The sequence below is a fragment of the Vibrio sp. VB16 genome (assembly GCF_015594925.2).
Taxonomy (GTDB): domain Bacteria; phylum Pseudomonadota; class Gammaproteobacteria; order Enterobacterales; family Vibrionaceae; genus Vibrio.
On the sequence record NZ_CP087591.1, the window covers coordinates 362368 to 378186 of the forward strand.

At 39.8% G+C, this 15819-nt stretch carries 18 protein-coding genes; 11 read left to right on the forward strand and 7 right to left on the reverse strand.

Annotated elements, in window-relative coordinates:
- Positions 1–55: 55 nt before the first annotated feature.
- The gene (locus IUZ65_RS18200; protein WP_195705450.1) at positions 56–487 is read right to left on the reverse strand and encodes an RbsD/FucU family protein; all 432 of its coding nucleotides are present in this window, start codon (positions 485–487) and stop codon (positions 56–58) included.
- A 147-nt stretch (positions 488–634) separates the two neighbouring features.
- Here IUZ65_RS18200 and IUZ65_RS18205 point away from each other — a divergent pair, with 147 nt between their 5' ends.
- Both IUZ65_RS18205 and IUZ65_RS18210 read left to right on the forward strand, forming a co-directional pair.
- On the forward strand, positions 635–1627 hold the full coding sequence (locus tag IUZ65_RS18205; RefSeq protein ID WP_195705451.1) for a sugar-binding transcriptional regulator: 993 nt from the start codon (positions 635–637) through the stop codon (positions 1625–1627).
- A gap of 366 nt (positions 1628–1993) precedes the next feature.
- On the forward strand, positions 1994–2920 hold the full coding sequence (locus IUZ65_RS18210) for a sensor domain-containing diguanylate cyclase (RefSeq protein ID WP_195705452.1): 927 nt from the start codon (positions 1994–1996) through the stop codon (positions 2918–2920).
- 60 nt (positions 2921–2980) lie between these two features.
- On the opposite strand, the gene IUZ65_RS18215 is transcribed toward IUZ65_RS18210, so the two are convergent.
- A complete protein-coding gene (locus IUZ65_RS18215; protein ID WP_195705453.1) occupies positions 2981–3541 on the reverse strand; it encodes a mechanosensitive ion channel family protein in 561 nt (186 codons plus the stop codon).
- An 84-nt stretch (positions 3542–3625) separates the two neighbouring features.
- Positions 3626–3907 (reverse strand): DUF413 domain-containing protein, encoded by a 282-nt coding sequence (gene maoP / locus IUZ65_RS18220; RefSeq protein WP_195705454.1) that lies wholly within the window; start codon positions 3905–3907, stop codon positions 3626–3628.
- A gap of 272 nt (positions 3908–4179) precedes the next feature.
- Between maoP and IUZ65_RS18225 the strand changes: the two genes are divergently transcribed.
- The 7 genes from IUZ65_RS18225 (at position 4180) to IUZ65_RS18255 (ending at position 10583) form a co-directional block, all read left to right on the forward strand.
- Positions 4180–4893: an IclR family transcriptional regulator gene (locus IUZ65_RS18225; RefSeq protein ID WP_195705455.1), complete on the forward strand. Its 714-nt coding sequence runs from the start codon at positions 4180–4182 to the stop codon at positions 4891–4893.
- Complete coding sequence (locus IUZ65_RS18230; RefSeq protein WP_195705456.1) at positions 4893–5717, forward strand: hypothetical protein; 825 nt, start codon at positions 4893–4895, stop codon at positions 5715–5717. The genes IUZ65_RS18225 and IUZ65_RS18230 overlap by 1 nt, the downstream gene beginning before the upstream one ends.
- A gap of 151 nt (positions 5718–5868) precedes the next feature.
- Positions 5869–6774, forward strand: coding sequence for a 30S ribosomal protein S6--L-glutamate ligase (gene rimK, locus IUZ65_RS18235; RefSeq protein ID WP_195705457.1), 906 nt, complete (start codon positions 5869–5871; stop codon positions 6772–6774).
- The gene (locus tag IUZ65_RS18240) at positions 6774–7778 is read left to right on the forward strand and encodes a succinylglutamate desuccinylase/aspartoacylase family protein (protein ID WP_195705458.1); all 1005 of its coding nucleotides are present in this window, start codon (positions 6774–6776) and stop codon (positions 7776–7778) included. Before rimK ends, IUZ65_RS18240 begins: the two co-directional genes overlap by 1 nt.
- A gap of 29 nt (positions 7779–7807) precedes the next feature.
- Entirely contained in the window at positions 7808–8257 is a 450-nt protein-coding gene (locus IUZ65_RS18245) for an ATP-dependent zinc protease family protein (RefSeq protein WP_195705459.1), read from the forward strand.
- A gap of 7 nt (positions 8258–8264) precedes the next feature.
- Entirely contained in the window at positions 8265–9608 is a 1344-nt protein-coding gene (locus tag IUZ65_RS18250; RefSeq protein WP_195705460.1) for a magnesium transporter, read from the forward strand.
- Positions 9609–9677: 69 nt separating this feature from the next.
- On the forward strand, positions 9678–10583 hold the full coding sequence (locus IUZ65_RS18255) for a LysR family transcriptional regulator (protein ID WP_195705461.1): 906 nt from the start codon (positions 9678–9680) through the stop codon (positions 10581–10583).
- Between the two features lie 22 nt (positions 10584–10605).
- On the opposite strand, the gene IUZ65_RS18260 is transcribed toward IUZ65_RS18255, so the two are convergent.
- Positions 10606–11430: a mechanosensitive ion channel family protein gene (locus tag IUZ65_RS18260; protein ID WP_195705462.1), complete on the reverse strand. Its 825-nt coding sequence runs from the start codon at positions 11428–11430 to the stop codon at positions 10606–10608.
- A gap of 272 nt (positions 11431–11702) precedes the next feature.
- Between IUZ65_RS18260 and IUZ65_RS18265 the strand changes: the two genes are divergently transcribed.
- On the forward strand, positions 11703–12062 hold the full coding sequence (locus tag IUZ65_RS18265; protein ID WP_195705463.1) for a DUF413 domain-containing protein: 360 nt from the start codon (positions 11703–11705) through the stop codon (positions 12060–12062).
- Between the two features lie 87 nt (positions 12063–12149).
- On the opposite strand, the gene IUZ65_RS18270 is transcribed toward IUZ65_RS18265, so the two are convergent.
- The 3 genes from IUZ65_RS18270 to IUZ65_RS18280 all read right to left on the reverse strand — a co-directional run bounded on the left by IUZ65_RS18270 (position 12150) and on the right by IUZ65_RS18280 (position 14451).
- Entirely contained in the window at positions 12150–12659 is a 510-nt protein-coding gene (locus IUZ65_RS18270; RefSeq protein ID WP_195705464.1) for a hypothetical protein, read from the reverse strand.
- 105 nt (positions 12660–12764) lie between these two features.
- A complete protein-coding gene (locus tag IUZ65_RS18275; RefSeq protein ID WP_195705465.1) occupies positions 12765–13355 on the reverse strand; it encodes a YadA C-terminal domain-containing protein in 591 nt (196 codons plus the stop codon).
- A gap of 157 nt (positions 13356–13512) precedes the next feature.
- Positions 13513–14451: a LysR family transcriptional regulator gene (locus IUZ65_RS18280; protein WP_195705466.1), complete on the reverse strand. Its 939-nt coding sequence runs from the start codon at positions 14449–14451 to the stop codon at positions 13513–13515.
- A 470-nt stretch (positions 14452–14921) separates the two neighbouring features.
- On the opposite strand from IUZ65_RS18280, the gene IUZ65_RS18285 reads away from it, so the two are divergent.
- Entirely contained in the window at positions 14922–15812 is an 891-nt protein-coding gene (locus IUZ65_RS18285) for a PA4780 family RIO1-like protein kinase (RefSeq protein WP_195705467.1), read from the forward strand.
- The last annotated feature ends 7 nt before the right edge of the window (positions 15813–15819 follow it).

The following is a 15819-nucleotide window of genomic DNA, read 5'->3' on the forward strand; positions in this document are numbered from 1 at the left end:
TAGCAGTTTAAAAAATGACCAATAAATAGAGCGTTAATTAGTCATTTTTTTGAACCTAGTCAAATATTACGCCTTTTTGTAAAATGACACAGGCATAGGGCCGTAGATCACTGGTGGATATAATCAACTGGCATTCCCTGCTTTTTTTATAAAATTCGTTTCGTTCAAGAAAAAGATTATTATGTTCTGACTCTTCAGACTGTTCGACTGTTTTTATAAAATCTTGAGCTGCATCAGTAGGTTGATCACTATTATCTTGCGCCATGATACGAACAGGAGTGGGAGTAAAAGCATCGAGTGGAAAATGTTTCAAGATGGCTTCTAACATCTGTGAACAATCGTTCCCCAGCATTGGAATGTGTTTAAACTGACTATTCGATGTCGCAGGGAAATTGGCATCAACAATCGCTAACGTATCCCCGTGACCCATCGATTGTAAGCTATAGAGTAGATCTGCACTAAAAAGTGGATGAATATGTTTAAGCATTTTCTTTACCTTTGTATTTACAGTAATTCAAATGTATATTAGAGTCGTCATTACATCAAGTGGTTAACTTGTTTCTAAAATGATAAATTACTCACTGATAAAAGTCCGGTCACGTATCGATGTCTAAAATGAGAAGAGGTATAGCTGATGACAAGTTCAGAATTAAACAATATCAGCGCATTTAATAGTGATCCCGTTCTCCATGCGACGTGGCTTTATTATCAAGAAGGGCTAAGTCAAACCGACGTTGCCAAGCTGATGGGTGTTTCACGTGTCACGGTTGTCAAATACTTACAGACAGCGCGTGAAAAAGGGTTGGTGCAGTTTGATCTCGACTTAAAGGCATTTTCTTCCATAGAGCACGCCTTGAAAATCAAAGAAAAATTCCAGTTAAACAGCGTAGTTATCGTGCCAGATGGTGAACAGGCGACACAACGTGAAGACTCCAAATTAATGCGTGAACGGTTGGCTAAAGCGGGCGGTATGTATCTAAACCAGACTATTGAAGATAACGACATTCTCGGAATAGCATGGGGAAGAACAATACATCAAATGGGAAATGTGATGACACCTAGGCAGTGTAAGAATGTCACGGTGTTGCAAATGTTAGGTTCTATGCCCTCTCAACCCGATTTTACTACGATTGAATCGTCTTCTCAGATTGCCAACAAACTTTCAGGAAAAGTCATCAGCTTGCACGTTCCTGCGGTTGTCTCCAGTTCCCGTTTGGCCGTAGAACTGCAAGCCGAACCAATTATTCGCTCCAACTTTGAAGCCTTAACGAAATGCAATAAAGCACTATTTGTAGTCGGTAACGTTTCGGAAGAAAATCCGTTAATTCGAGTGGGTGTTATCTCTAAAAAAGAGATGCAAACATACCGTGAAATGGGCGCAGTCGGTGTTATCTGTGGTCGTTTTTACGATAGATACGGACAACCTGTTGTTGCCGAGGTTGACCTAAGAGTTTTAGGTATAAATCTGGCGCAGTTGCGACAAATTCATAGCCGAATTTTTGTTGCAGGTGGTCAACGTAATTATGCGGCAACGCTAGGCGCTATTTTAGGTGGTTACGTGTCCGACTTGATGATTGACGAAGGGACAGCAGAATACTTATTAGCCTGCGATACTTCAATGGAATAGATCATATGTAGACATGGTTCCAATTTCTAATATTGAAAGATAAAGCCCATCCCAAAGTTTCATCTATTTCGGAGGACTCTGAAAGCCCCTACCCAATCTAACACTGCACAATTGCCGCCAAGTCATTGAACACTGACCAGTGTAATACAACCAGACAGAGCCTATTTGTATCACTCTAGCTATCTCGCCTTTCGTTCTTACTGCTTTCAATTCACTATGACTTATCTACCAAAAAAGTTTATTTTTATCCCCAATGAAACAGTGAGATCATAGTTATTGACACTATTATCGGATAAATATTGACTAAGGTTGAAATAAATCCCATTTTAATTAAATATGTCAGTTCTATTGGCTTGGTGAATGATTATGAGAGAATTATCAGAAGTTGGATCTTTTTTGGAGTTCCTTGGTGATGCTATTCTAATCGCCAATGATGCCTCTGAAATTGTCTATGCGAATGCAGCCTGCTCTGCACTATTTGGATACTCTCAATCAGAATTAACGTCTATGCGCATTGATGACCTAATACCTGCGTCCTCTGCAGAAAATCATAGGCACAAAGTTAAGCAGTTCATTCATAAAAAATCACCTGCTAAAACGATGCGTTCTAGAGCTCTCTTGCCCTGTATCAACTTTAAAGGAAAACAGTTTCACGCCAAGATCTCAATTGCCTATATTGAGATCAATAATGAGCTACACGGCATCGCGACGATACAAGATTATTCCGATGTTGAAAGTGAAATTAACGAATTAAAGAATAGTGCAAATACTGATGCTATCACGGGTTTAGCCAACAAAAGGTCTCTACAGCACTTGTTGGAAAATAACTATTTTTCCAAATGGTCATCGAATTCTATCGGCGTTGTCTACTTTGATTTAGACAAATTCAAAACGATAAATGATACCTTAGGTCATCATATTGGCGACATATTACTGGGTAAATTAGGTTCAAGATTAAATAGTATGTTGCGAGCCGATGATTATGTATTTAGGGTCGGAGGTGATGAGTTTTTAATACTATTTAAGATCACCAATGGCTATGAACACCTCTATGAAATAGAAGCCATTAGTGCAAAAATACACAACGTAATATCACAACCTGTCACTATTGATAACGCCAACAAAAGTGTTTCAGTTAAAGCAAGTATAGGTATTGGTGTATATCCGCAAGATAATAAAGACCTATCATCACTTATCTCTTTAGCTGACAAAGCGATGTATTTAGCAAAATCCACTGGCGCCAAATTTTACTTAGTAAAAGAGTTAGATAGCGCAATAATGAGGCCTCAATAAATAGCACCACCACTCCCTTTCTCACCGTTTAAATCAACAATACCACTCTTTGGCTGTTATTTAATTGTTGAGCGAATTTTTATCCATTGCCTCAATACTACGACCTGAATGGTTCAGAATCTTCGTAACTCCTTTTTGTAAAATCAAATTATTTGGATAAGTAATAATATTGCCATCATCATGACGTATAATCACGTGAAACATAGTAATATCTATGAGTTCTCCACTAACATCTGCATCTTTTTCAGCCACTTTAATCGTGTCTCCTATACGGTAAGGAAATACGAAAAAAATGAGTATGCTCGCGGTTAGATTGCTCAAGATGGACCATTGAGCAAAGAGTGCGACACCCAATACTGCGAAAACGGAAGACAAGAAAAGAGAAATATCCCCAAAGCCGATGCCTAAAAAAATCGTAAAAATCGCGCCAAATAGACCAAATGAAGCAACATTAAATGATTTGATAACAAACTGTTTTCTTTGTAGAGAGACTTGTTTGTTGTCTGCTAGTTTCTCTAGCCACTGGTGGACAACCTTTCTTGCAACCCGAAAGCTGATTAAAAGTAATGTTCCAATGACAACCTGTTGCAATAAATAACTATTTTGAATGTAATCAATCATTAAACTACCTAGAATTAACGCTTTGAGTGTTTATAAGCATAGCGAAGTATTGGTTTCTCGTCATGTATTAGCAGAACGCTATCTTCATGAAGGTATGTCGAATCTAGATAATGCTTTGTATTTAACCCACACTTTCTCAAGGCAAGAACGAGCTAATTTGGGGTTCCTAGTCATTTGTACGAAATGTTCTTCTTCTAAGTTTTCAGGAATGAGGTGCCCGACCTCTAGAGCGTACATTGTTTTTCCCCAATATGTCAGCAACTCTTCTTCCGCATAAGAAAACGAACCTGATTCTGCAAATCCATCAGGAAATATATCTTCATCTTCGAAGCATTTTTCTCCCATTCGTAACTTTATATGTTCCATGGCTCTATTTTTGGGTTAGTGATTAAACAGATAAGTAATAGCAGCATTTCAAATATAAATATAACAAATATTTTAAGTCGATTTAATAAAATAAATTAATTAGTCCAACATTGTTTATTGACAAAAAATAATTATCTTTTTAATAAAAATAATTATTTAAAGTTTTTATTGGCGCGTATCGACTTAAGGAATAGTATTAAAAATCATAATTGGCTCATTCTCAAATTATGAGAATATCCCTTAAACAACCAATCAACTTACCATCGAGTAATATGAGTAATACGAACGAAAAGATATTTCTTATCCTAGACCAAATAGCTTCCTATGACAAAGCGGTCAGCATAAGAAGACTTAGCGAGGACTTAAATATGCCTTTAAGTAGTTTGTATCGCTATATAACCCTGTTAAAAGACTGGCGCCAAATTGAAGAGAACCTTTACACAAAAGAGATTTACATTGGCTCGATGTCCTTAGCTTTGGCTAGAAGTCATGAAAAAGCAAAATTGGAAGATCGAGAGTATGAAATTGCTTTAGAACGATTGAGTGTCGTTACTGGTGAAACTTGTATGTTTATGGTGCCGGCGGGATACCACGCTTTATGTACCGTGTGTAAAGAAAGTAAAGAGACGCTTAGATGCACATTTGAAGTAGGACAAAGACAACCGTTAATAAAAGGGGCCTCGTCAAAAGTTTTACTCGCAAACTTGCCTAAAGAACGACAAGAAAAAGTGGCTAAATATTATGAACTAGATACTTACGATCCCCATTGGAAACGATCTATCAAAAAAACTAAATATGATGGATTTTCAATAAGTAAGGCTGAATACAATGCGGGTGTTATTGGCATTAGTGTTCCAATTATCCGTAAAAAAACGTTAGTTGGCGCTATTACTGTTATGGCGCCGAATGAACGAGCAAGAACAGGTTTTGAACGAGTTATTCAAGACCTACTGAATGAAGCATCAATACTAAATGGGAGTAGATAATGTTTAAAAATATGGTTGAGCGCTTTATTAAAAGAAGGTCTCACATCCGTAACAGACAAATCGTACTTGTTGGTACTTGCTTTAAGTCTTCCGAAGAAGAAAACTTGTTATTTGAGGAAGCAGAAGAAGCCATTGAACACACCTACCATTGGTACGCTAAAACCGGTTTACCTTGCACGCTTCCGGTAAAAAATGGCGGATACTTTCCTATCACAAATTCAAACATCATCGAAAGCATGGCGTTTACTCAGTATATATATGGCTTACTTGAACAAGAGATCTTACCCGTTATTTTTTCAAATAGTTGTGAAAGTTTCATTGAATGCCTAGCCGATTATGATACTAGCGATATTGGTGTCATCAACATCAACCACAGAGTGGACTTAGTCAATCGACTAAACTTTATCCCGATGCAAGGATATGCCTCCATTCTCACTCAAAAGTCTGATATTAATATGTTGAGTATTGGTGTATTTGAAGACTTTCATACAATACCAGAGCTAAATTTGGCGAAAAGTATGGGGGTTGAATGGCTCAACAGCACTGCTTTTTATTCAACGTCGCCATCTATATACGAAGAACTCGATATTTTTCTCTTTGACCATAATGCTATTACTTTAAACATAGATTTAAAAACGATTGTTCGAGGAATGACTATAAAGCCACCTTACGCAATTGATTTAGATTTGTTGCTGTCAATTGTCAGCCGATGTATCCATTCAAACAAGACCGTACTGATACAGCTGACGGGAGACAACGACGCACTAATTTTTGCGAAAGAAGTACAATCTGTATTAAATATCATAAGAAAAAACGGAACATAAATTCTATCTTGCATAAGAAATATGGGTATGAACAATAGCAATATAACCATAGAAATTCTTTGTCGAAAAGATAGATATTATTTGCTTTCAATTGTTCCTTTTTGGCCTTATTTTCGCGCCATATTAAATCCCAAATAGTTGGAAAATTAACATGCGTATTGCCATCTTATCTCGCAATGAATCTTTATATTCTACTCGCCGTTTAAAGGAAGCGGGCGAAGCTAGAGGCCACCAAGTCGATATCATTGATACATTACATTGCTATATGGATATTACCAGTAGCAATCCTAGAGTTCGTTATCACGGCGAAAGTTTACCGCCTTATGATGCAGTGATTCCGCGCATTGGCGCATCCATCACTTTTTACGGTACCGCTGTCGTCAGGCAGTTTGAGGTGATGGGCACTTTTTGTATCAACGAATCTGTGGCGATAAGCCGCTCTCGTGACAAATTGAGATCGCTACAACTGCTATCACGTAAGGGTATTGGACTTCCAAAAACAGGTTTTGCTAGCAAACCAGACAAGATCCAAGACCTTATTAAGAATGTCGGTGGAGCGCCGGTTGTTATCAAGCTACTCGAAGGGACTCAAGGTATTGGCGTTGTTTTAGCTGAGACAAATAAAGCCGCTGAGAGTGTTATTGAAGCATTTATGGGACTAAAAGCGAATATTCTCGTTCAAGAATTCATTGAAGAAGCCGGCGGTGCCGATATTCGTTGTTTTGTAGTTGGTAATCGAGTGATTGCTGCGATGAAGCGTCAAGCAGGTGAAGGCGAATTCCGTTCCAATCTGCACCGCGGTGGCTCAGCTCAGTTAGTACGCCTAACAAAAGAAGAACGTCTTACAGCGGTTAACGCAGCGAAAGCCATGGGCCTCAACCTCTGTGGCGTTGATATTCTGCAGTCAAACAATGGCCCAGTCGTCATGGAAGTCAATTCATCTCCCGGTCTAGAAGGAATAGAAACCGCAACAGGAAAAGATGTTGCAGGAATGATTTTTGATTTTATTGAAAAAACAGCGAAACCAAATGCAAATAAAACTCGAGGAAAAGGGTGATGGCAAGCCGCCTATCGATAGCTGGCACTGAGATTTTAGCAGGTACAAAGTGTCAAATTAGTATCCCAGTGGCCAAATTATATACCAACACGGAGCTGTCCATTCCTGTTCATGTACAAAGAGCCGTAAAGAAAGGACCAACTGTATTCGTAAGCGCGGCAATACATGGTGATGAACTAAATGGTATAGAGATCATTCGCAGACTAATAGAAGCAAACTTGAACATAATCAGAGGAACGCTAATTCTCGTTCCAATGGTCAATGTATACGGCGTGCTTAATCAAAGTCGCTATCTGCCAGATAGAAGAGATCTAAACCGGTGTTTTCCTGGGTCAGCGAAAGGGTCTTTAGCGGCAAGGCTTGCGCAAGATTTTATGCAGAATGTCGTAGAGCATTGTGACTACGGAATCGATATACATACAGGCGCCATTCATCGTTCAAACCTGCCCCAAATTAGAGCCGATTTGAGTGATGATAAAACATTAGAGCTTGCCCAAGCATTTGGCGTTCCAGTGTTACTTAATTCTGTATTGAGAGATGGGTCTCTTCGAGAGGCCGCCACGAGCAGAGGAACGCGTATTCTATTATATGAGGCAGGGGAAGCACTGCGTTTTGATGAGCTGTCTATCCAAGCCGGGTTTAAAGGTGTTCAAAAAGTATTAATGGGGCTCGGACTCCTGCGAAAACGTCCGAGTAAACGAAAGATTGAACCTTACATCGCCAATAAAAGTGACTGGATAAGAGCCGCAGGAAGTGGGTTTGTTCATGAATTTGTGAAACTTGGAGAACAGGTGGAAAAGGGACAGATTCTTGCTGAGATTAACTCACCTCTAGGAGAGTTGATTCATAAGGCCGTGTCTACACGTTCAGGGATCATAATCGGCAAACAGAATATACCTTTAGTACAAGAAGGCGATGCTATGTTCCATGTTGCCTATTTTGGCAAAGACGAAAATGATGTCGCCGAACACATTGAAATGATGCACGACTCTATACTTTTGTAAAATAGAAACATTGATTAACAGGAAAACCAATGGACAGACTGATAATTGGAAACCTCGAACTATGTTGTTTGCCAGACCTAGGGATTTCAGACTTAGAGGTTCGTGTGGATACCGGAGCCAAAACATCCTCTATGCATGTAGACAACATTCGTCGGTTTCGCAAAAAGGGCCAACTCTATGTAGAGTTTGACCTACACCCGGATATCTACAACATGGAGCAAACGGTAAAAACATCCGCGCCGGTCGTCGACTCACGAAAAATAAAGTCTTCAAATGGCGAGTCAGAGCAGCGTGTTGTAATTAGCACACTTTTCTCCATTGGAGGGCGTTCTTGGCCTATTGAGATAACACTAACCAACCGTAAAGAAATGAGCTACCTAATGCTATTAGGCCGAGAAGGTATGGGGGATCGCGTTTATGTTGATCCCAGCAGAGCCTTCACATTAGTAGAAGAATCTGCAGACACAAGATCAGGATAAATTTGAAATGACCGACTTTAATCAAATGCAAATTACAGAGAATAACCCACAGTTATTGGCTGAATTTATTAGCGCAATGGGATCGTCCGTTGACCTAAGTTTTCTTAAAGATTATCAGGATGCTGAGCTTGCCAATATATTGGAGTCTGTCAACCTTCAATACAGGCTACAAATTGTAGAAGTGATCCCTGCGGATCGATATTGGACCATTGTAAACTTCTTACAGTACGACACTGCTAAGCATATCCATCAATCACTATCTGAAGAACTCGCCGTTGAAAGACTTTCTTGTATTAGCGAAAATGATGTCATTACTTTCTCCGACTTCTTACCAAATGAATTTGTTGATGAGTATCTTCTTACACAAAGTGAAGCGACCGTTGCCTATATTCAACAAGCGTTGTCTTATGAAGACGACAAAGTTGGGCGATATGTTGAGCCCTTTTTTCTCGTCGCTAACGCTAAAAATAGTGTTGGACGGATCAAAAGTGAGATCTCAAAAAGAACAGAAAACCCTATCCGTCTTGTTATTGTAAGGGATACTTTAGGGATTGTTGGCACGGTTAAACCAGAGGTATTTTTGGTCCAAGAGGATGAGAAAAAACTAAGAGATTTAGCGGTTGTCACACCTATTCTCGAGGATACACAAGACATTAAAGAGATCAGTAAACAACTCTCTATTGATGGCAATACTTACTGGTTTCCCGTTCTGTCTGAGGGAAAAGTCATGGGAGTAATGTCCATGACCACTATTGCGCTCACCTTAAGAGAATTAAGCTTACAGGCGGTTGTCGCTGAAAATGTAAAAAGCGAAGAGGATCTGTTTACCCCTTTAAAAGTCGCAACACGACTGCGGGCTTTGTGGTTAGTTATTAATTTGGTCACCGCTTTTGCCGCATCGGCAATCATCGGTATTTTTGAAAACGTTGTCGAGCAGGTTGTCGCTTTGGCTATTCTTATGCCCGTCGTTGCCAGCATGGGAGGGATTGCAGGAAGCCAAACTCTCGCCGTCGCTATACGAGGCATTGCGCTGAATCACTTACACCAAAGTAACTTATGGCTACTTGTAAACAAAGAAGTAAAAATTGCACTCATTAACGGTGTGGTAATGGGGGCAGTTATCGGTGGTATTGTTTACTACGTGTTTGACTCAATGCCGCTTTCATTGATCATCTGTTGTGCAATCGGAGTAAACAGTCTGGCGGCGGCTTTGTCAGGAACCTTGATTCCTTTCACGCTCAAAAAGTTAAACATAGATCCTGCCGTAGCGGGTTCTGTGGTTCTCACCACAGTAACGGATGTCGTTGGCTTCCTCGTATTTCTCGGGTTAGGTGCTATCTTTTTAGTGTAAAGTTATGTCTAATTATTGCACTTTGAGTAATCATAACGACATAAACAAAGACCTAAAGAGAAATCAATAGTGGACGTTAGAGTACTAAATACATTTCTAGAGTTGGCTCGTGTCAGGCATTTTGGCCGAGCCGCAGAAAACCTACATATTACCCAGGCAGCTGTTAGTGCAAGAATAAAACAGTTAGAGAGTTACTTTAATACTGTTTTATTCACCAGAGATAGAAACAATATTAAATTAACGTCTTCAGGCGAACGGTTAATTGGTTACGCTGAAGTCATGGTCAAAACCCTTCAACAAGCCAAATATGAGTTATCGCTAGAAAGCTCTAAAGCACTCCAACTTACGATTGGTGGAACACCCAATATTTGGGATGCCTATCTACAAAATTGCCTTAGCATTGTGACCGATGAGTTTCATGGATATGGTTTTAACGCGGAAGTACTGAGCAGAGATCAGATCAACAGAGGATTAATTGAGCGCACATTAGATATCGCGTTTGCATTCGATCCCCTAAAGGCGGAAGAATTAGAGTGTAAAAAAATCGCTGATCTAACTTTGGTTCTGGTCTCGACCATTCAGTGCGATGTCGAGAACGCGCTTGCCGAAAGATACGTATACGTAGATTGGGGTACCGCTTTCTCTTCCGAGCATGCTGATAGGCATCCTCAGATAAATGCCCCCTACCTAAGAACATCTACAGGCAGAATCGCGTTAGATTTCATTTTAGAAAAAGGTGGCAGTGCCTATTTACCAGCATCGGTTGTTGAACCTTTTTTAAATTCTGGACAGTTGCTGTTGGTAGAAAATAGCTTAAATTGGGATAGACCGTTATACCTAAGCTATAGAAAGAAAAGTACCTCTTTAGAAGCCATTATTGCTGTCGAAAAGCTTATTCATAAGATTGAGCCTTCCACGGCATATAGTTTGGTTCAGGCCGGAGAGGCCGAAAATATGGAAGTTCAGAGCGAATAATTCATCGCTCTATCTATTGATTTTAGACGACTTTCAATTTTTCATACCAGAGTGCCATAAAGCGCTCAGTTATTTTTTGTTCCAATGAATGTGCTTCTTCCGTTGGGCAAAAAATAGTAATTGAGATCACTTGATTAGCCACATCGGTTGTATGAATATAAATAAACGGTTCAATTGATGTCGCTTCAATCTCTAATCGCTTGCTGATTAAATTAGAGTAACGAGAAGCAACGTCTTGAAATGGGCTTATTAATTCTGCAATAGTTTCCATAATTGGTGTTTTAAGTTCGAATAAATTAACATTATTTTCACGTACTATGGAAAAACTGTGCATTACATACCTACGCATGAAGTTCAGGTTAACGACTGGCTGGATGAGTAAAACGCTATTCATTACCGTAATAGACTTACCTGTATATGTGTAGCCGTTTTCCAAATCCACCTCTAATAACCGGAATTTTATCCAATCGATATCAGACACCTCACCACAATGGCCGTTCACTTCGATCCAATCCCCTACTCTAAATGGACGGTTTGTCACCCATGAAAAGAAACCCAGAAAACACTGCAACAACTCTTTCGTGGCAATGACAATTGCCACAGTGAATGCCGCGACAGAAATTGCAAAATTCTGTAGTTCAGAAAGCCAAACAACCGCTACGCCAATAACCAAACCAAGGTTACTCAAGTTTCTGGCAACACTGATCCAGTTTTTATGCCTCTCTTGTAAAGGACTATTGCGGTGTCGAATAGCCGCAATCCAGAGGTATTTTAGTGACCACACGCTAAATATCAAAACGATTGTAATAATCATTTTTGGCGGCATAGGGATTTCGGATATCAGCATTTTCAAGCTCAAAATATTAGGTTAATAAATACAGTACGTAAACGCCGTGATTATAATTAAACAACTCGCATTGTCATCATAAAAAACCTGTATTTTCAATGTTATAAGTGAAAATATTTCTATTGAAACGATTGAAATAATTTGTCAATCATCACCCAGATTGATGACAAAAAGTTTTTGTCGTCATGAGTTAAATTATTTGCTTTATTTTTATTGAGAGACGAAATATCGTTCACTCAACAGCACTGATTTACGCTTTCAAGGGCAAATAAATGATTGATACTGAAATTAGAATTGGAGAGAAACGTTTTTATGATAACAATGTATTTTCTCGTGGATTTGGTAAGTCTGGGGACTTCACTGTGGAGGAAGATTATCTTCTTAGTTCATATGGTCAAACATTGCTTGCATTAGAAGAAAGTGATATTTCACCCATAAACTCCGAAGAAAGACATTTCATTAAGGTATTGCAGAATCCTGGCAAAGCAAAGACGAAACTGGAAAGAACATGGCTCAAGTACATTAGACTGGCAAGAGGAAGGAAAAACTTTCATACCTTGAATGGCAGAAGCAAACACTATGAAATATACGAAAAAAGTTATTCCGATGACTTGGAACAAACCTATGAATAATATGACCCAATTTGTACATAAAATGCGGTATTGAAGAACAAAATAATTAGAGCGCATAGGGCTAACCGATAACCAATGCGCTCACAATTAATAACTAAAAACGACCCCTGTAGAAATTGTTGCCGTAAGAGAATTGGGTAAAAACGTTTTGTCTTTATCAATATAATTGAAATCTGCTCCGGCTCTAAAACCAATATTGTCCGTCACCGCGATTACCCATGACGCCGAAAAACTACCTCCTTGGCCTTCTAAAGCGCGGGTTGAGCCGCCTACATATTTTCGATTCCCTTTGTACTTGGCTGCACCAACTTCAAGTTGCAGTGACATTTTTGGTACATTAACCAATTGATATTGGCCACCCAGCCGATAAGTCTGTATTTGGTCTTCATCAATAGACAAAAACTCGGCGTATATGTCGCTGTATGAAAAGTAGATTGCGTCGAAACCCAAGCTATCAGATAAACCCAGTTGTAATCCACCTCCAGAAATACCTGCCCCAATATATGGCCCAAACTTAATCTCTGGGGAAATATGCAATGTATTAGCGGATATATTACTCGCACTAACAAGTAATATTAAAAACAGTATTTTTCTCATTCTTTCACATTCAGAGTAATAAATAAAAATCCGTTCAGTGCGAGTATTGAATATTCTTTACATCGCCTTTAAGGGACTAAGCCGTCCTTGGCCAGCCTTAGTGTGCTAGTTAAATGTGTATTGAACACCAACGCCGCCTGCCACGTCGGATGACGAATGTTTACCCTTAGTTTCATAGTGGAAAGTACCTGAAACACTTAATTTCTCGTTAATTCCGTATGCACCACCTATGGCTAGAGCTTCTTTAGAACCAGCAAAACCAACGCCGGTGCCGATAGCAAACTCACCATTGGTAACAAATGGGCGGGCATTCGTTACCGCATGCAAGCTTGCGCGAACGCCATCCATCTGCTCTGATTGCTCTTCTAGTTGGTTTGCCATTCTTTCGAAATCCAATTCAAGAGAGGAAATACGCTGACCATCTGATATGGATGGCATTTGAGGTTCATAAGGAAGACCAAATTCTGGGTCGGTAGGCTGTATTCTATCTGGTGTTGAATCTTTCTCTGGTCGATCAGGCACGCTATCAACAGGCGGTTGTGTTGGCACTTGAGGTTGAGGACGTTCTGCAATGCCGGGAATACTGTTGTCTATACTTGGCTTATCGTTCCAGATCGGGTTTTCAATTTGAACACCTGCAAAAGCTTGGGCAGAAAAAACTGAAATAAGAGAAAGAGTGATGATTGATTTGTTCATTTGCACACCTAAAATATTTAATAATAAAAATCCTTCTGTTGGCAACATCTATTGCGTTCAACTTCTTGTCGATGGCCAGAATATTATTGAAAATTAGGTGTGCGGACTAAACGTTATTCCTTATATTGGTAATAAGCAACGCTTATCAAGCTTAACGTTATTTGCTAGAACGACTGACGAGTTGTTCTTGTATTACTGCCGATATCAGGTTGTGTAGCCAGTTAAACATGGCTGTATTTCTATGTCGGCTGTGACAATAACTATATACGTCAATCATGTAACCTTTTCCCTCAATATTAATATCCAAAGCACGTAAATTGGGATACAAATGAATAGGAAAAAGATTCGTGTGGGGTAGATACATATCGGTATGTTGAATAATATCAATGAGTGCCATCATGATTTCAGAGCGAAATCCTACTTTGGATTCAAATCCGTACTGCTGCATGATATCAGCTGCAATACTGAAGTTTTCATTGAAGCCAGGTGAAACCATTGACGCAATTTCATAGCCGGCATAGTCTGCAGGAGTGGTCAGAGTTTTCTTTATTGGATGTTCATTTCGCACGATGACTTGTCCGTTTAAACTCACAAGCTTCTTGGCGTATACCTCAGATGGCGTTTCTATTTCATAGCTTATCGCTAAGTAAACATTGTCTCTCTTTAGGTCCTCTATCGTACTGCCAGACCAACTCACTAAATCAATGATGGCATTGGGCGCTGCTTTTTTGAAGGCTTGGTAAAGCGAACCGGACAGGCTCGCGAGCACCACTGGAGAAAGGGCAATTTTTACTGATTTTTCCAATGTCTCCGGGGAAAATTCTAAGTGGTTATTAACGCTATTAGCGAGACCATACATGTGGGGAGATATAGAGGTTGCGAGTGCCTCGGCAAACGGAGTGGCTTGTAGCCCTTTCTGTACTTTTACAAACAGTTCATCATCAAAATGGTGTCTAAGCTTTGCAAGCGATTGACTAATAGCAGGTTGAGACACAAAAAGCCGCTCTGATGCTTTTCTCATATTTAGCTCTTGAGAAAGTATCAAAAAGGTCCTTAATAAATTAAGGTCTAAGTTAGTGAATAAGTCTTTTTTCATACCGACCATTTAGCGCTAAACACAGGTATTCTCAGTCTATTCGAGTTTCCAATAAGAAGACAGCCATTACGACAAAATTGGGCACTTAATATGAACGTATCGTAACGTTAATAAGACCTTCGTTTATCTGAAGGCTCCCTTTCCGACAAACACCAATTTTGACCACTATTATTAATAATGTTCAAGTAGAATATTGTTCACAAAACACGTCAGAAAAAACGCTTCGCTGCGTAAAATATCATTAATTCATGGCATGAATAGGTGAGCGATGTATTCGATTGCATTGCACGACTCAGAACTCAAATGACAAAATGAGACGAATAATCACTAGCCTACTAATAATGATTCTCTTATTAAGCAAAATACGATTTGGTTGTTTTTTCGCCGAAATGTCATAAAAACAATGATAAATTGACTCCGTTTGCCAGCTTAATATTACATCCATTGGCTAACTAAGGTATAACGAAGCTATGAAAATACCTAAGAGAATACAACCTCTCGTTGACGATGGCTTGGTCGACGAGGTGAAGAGCCAATTAATGAGTGGCAAAGAGGCTTCTGTGTACATTGTGCGCTGTGGCGATATGATCCGTTGTGCCAAAGTGTACAAGGAAGCGAATCAACGCAGTTTTAAGCAAGCTGTCTCCTATAGAGAGGGCCGTAAAGTCCGCAATAGCCGTCGAGCTCGAGCCATGGAAAAAGGCTCGGGGTTTGGTCGTGAACAGCAAGAAAAAGTATGGCAAAGCGCCGAAGTCGACGCATTGTATAAACTCGCTGCCGCAGGCGTTAGAGTGCCAGAACCTTATGGTTGCTTTGATGGGGTTTTGCTTATGGAATTGGTCACAGATGACGACGGGTACGTTGCCCCAAGGCTAAACGATGTCACCATGTCTGCTGAGCAAGCGATTGAAGACCATCTCGTCATGATGTCTTACGTGGTTAAGATGCTTTGCGTGGGATTAATCCATGGTGACTTATCCGAGTTTAATGTGCTGGTCGACGAATATGGTCCTGTGATTATTGATCTACCGCAAGCCGTAGACGCCTCCGCCAATAACAACGCAGAGTGGATGCTAGAGCGTGACATTAACAATATTCGTGATTACTACGGCCAATACGCTCCAGAGATACTGACCACCAGTTATGCCAAAGAGATTTGGGCTCTATTTGAGAAAGGCGAACTCACGCCGGATCGTGAGCTAACTGGTACATTTACGGAAAGTGATATCGATGCTGATATTACCGTAATTATGCAAGAAATTGATGCTGCCAGAAACGAAGAGCGATACAAGCGAGAGCGCTTAAAAGAGGCGAAGGAAGGTGTCGACGAAAGTAAATTTAATTGGACTGATGGCGATTAAGATATCG

Bases quoted from the DNA above. Each gene is read 5' to 3' on its own strand.
- IUZ65_RS18260 (WP_195705462.1), bottom strand. From the start codon at position 11,430: ATGCTGATATCCGAAATCCCTATGCCGCCAAAAATGATTATTACAATC.
- IUZ65_RS18285 (WP_195705467.1), top strand. From the start codon at position 14,922: ATGAAAATACCTAAGAGAATACAACCTCTCGTTGACGATGGCTTGGTC.
- rimK (WP_195705457.1), top strand. From the start codon at position 5,869: ATGCGTATTGCCATCTTATCTCGCAATGAATCTTTATATTCTACTCGC.
- IUZ65_RS18280 (WP_195705466.1), bottom strand. From the start codon at position 14,451: ATGAAAAAAGACTTATTCACTAACTTAGACCTTAATTTATTAAGGACC.
- IUZ65_RS18210 (WP_195705452.1), top strand. From the start codon at position 1,994: ATGAGAGAATTATCAGAAGTTGGATCTTTTTTGGAGTTCCTTGGTGAT.
- IUZ65_RS18265 (WP_195705463.1), top strand. From the start codon at position 11,703: ATGATTGATACTGAAATTAGAATTGGAGAGAAACGTTTTTATGATAAC.
- IUZ65_RS18275 (WP_195705465.1), bottom strand. From the start codon at position 13,355: ATGAACAAATCAATCATCACTCTTTCTCTTATTTCAGTTTTTTCTGCC.
- IUZ65_RS18215 (WP_195705453.1), bottom strand. From the start codon at position 3,541: ATGATTGATTACATTCAAAATAGTTATTTATTGCAACAGGTTGTCATT.
- IUZ65_RS18225 (WP_195705455.1), top strand. From the start codon at position 4,180: ATGAGTAATACGAACGAAAAGATATTTCTTATCCTAGACCAAATAGCT.
- IUZ65_RS18250 (WP_195705460.1), top strand. From the start codon at position 8,265: ATGACCGACTTTAATCAAATGCAAATTACAGAGAATAACCCACAGTTA.
- IUZ65_RS18205 (WP_195705451.1), top strand. From the start codon at position 635: ATGACAAGTTCAGAATTAAACAATATCAGCGCATTTAATAGTGATCCC.
- IUZ65_RS18200 (WP_195705450.1), bottom strand. From the start codon at position 487: ATGCTTAAACATATTCATCCACTTTTTAGTGCAGATCTACTCTATAGC.
- IUZ65_RS18270 (WP_195705464.1), bottom strand. From the start codon at position 12,659: ATGAGAAAAATACTGTTTTTAATATTACTTGTTAGTGCGAGTAATATA.
- IUZ65_RS18230 (WP_195705456.1), top strand. From the start codon at position 4,893: ATGTTTAAAAATATGGTTGAGCGCTTTATTAAAAGAAGGTCTCACATC.
- IUZ65_RS18240 (WP_195705458.1), top strand. From the start codon at position 6,774: ATGGCAAGCCGCCTATCGATAGCTGGCACTGAGATTTTAGCAGGTACA.
- IUZ65_RS18245 (WP_195705459.1), top strand. From the start codon at position 7,808: ATGGACAGACTGATAATTGGAAACCTCGAACTATGTTGTTTGCCAGAC.
- maoP (WP_195705454.1), bottom strand. From the start codon at position 3,907: ATGGAACATATAAAGTTACGAATGGGAGAAAAATGCTTCGAAGATGAA.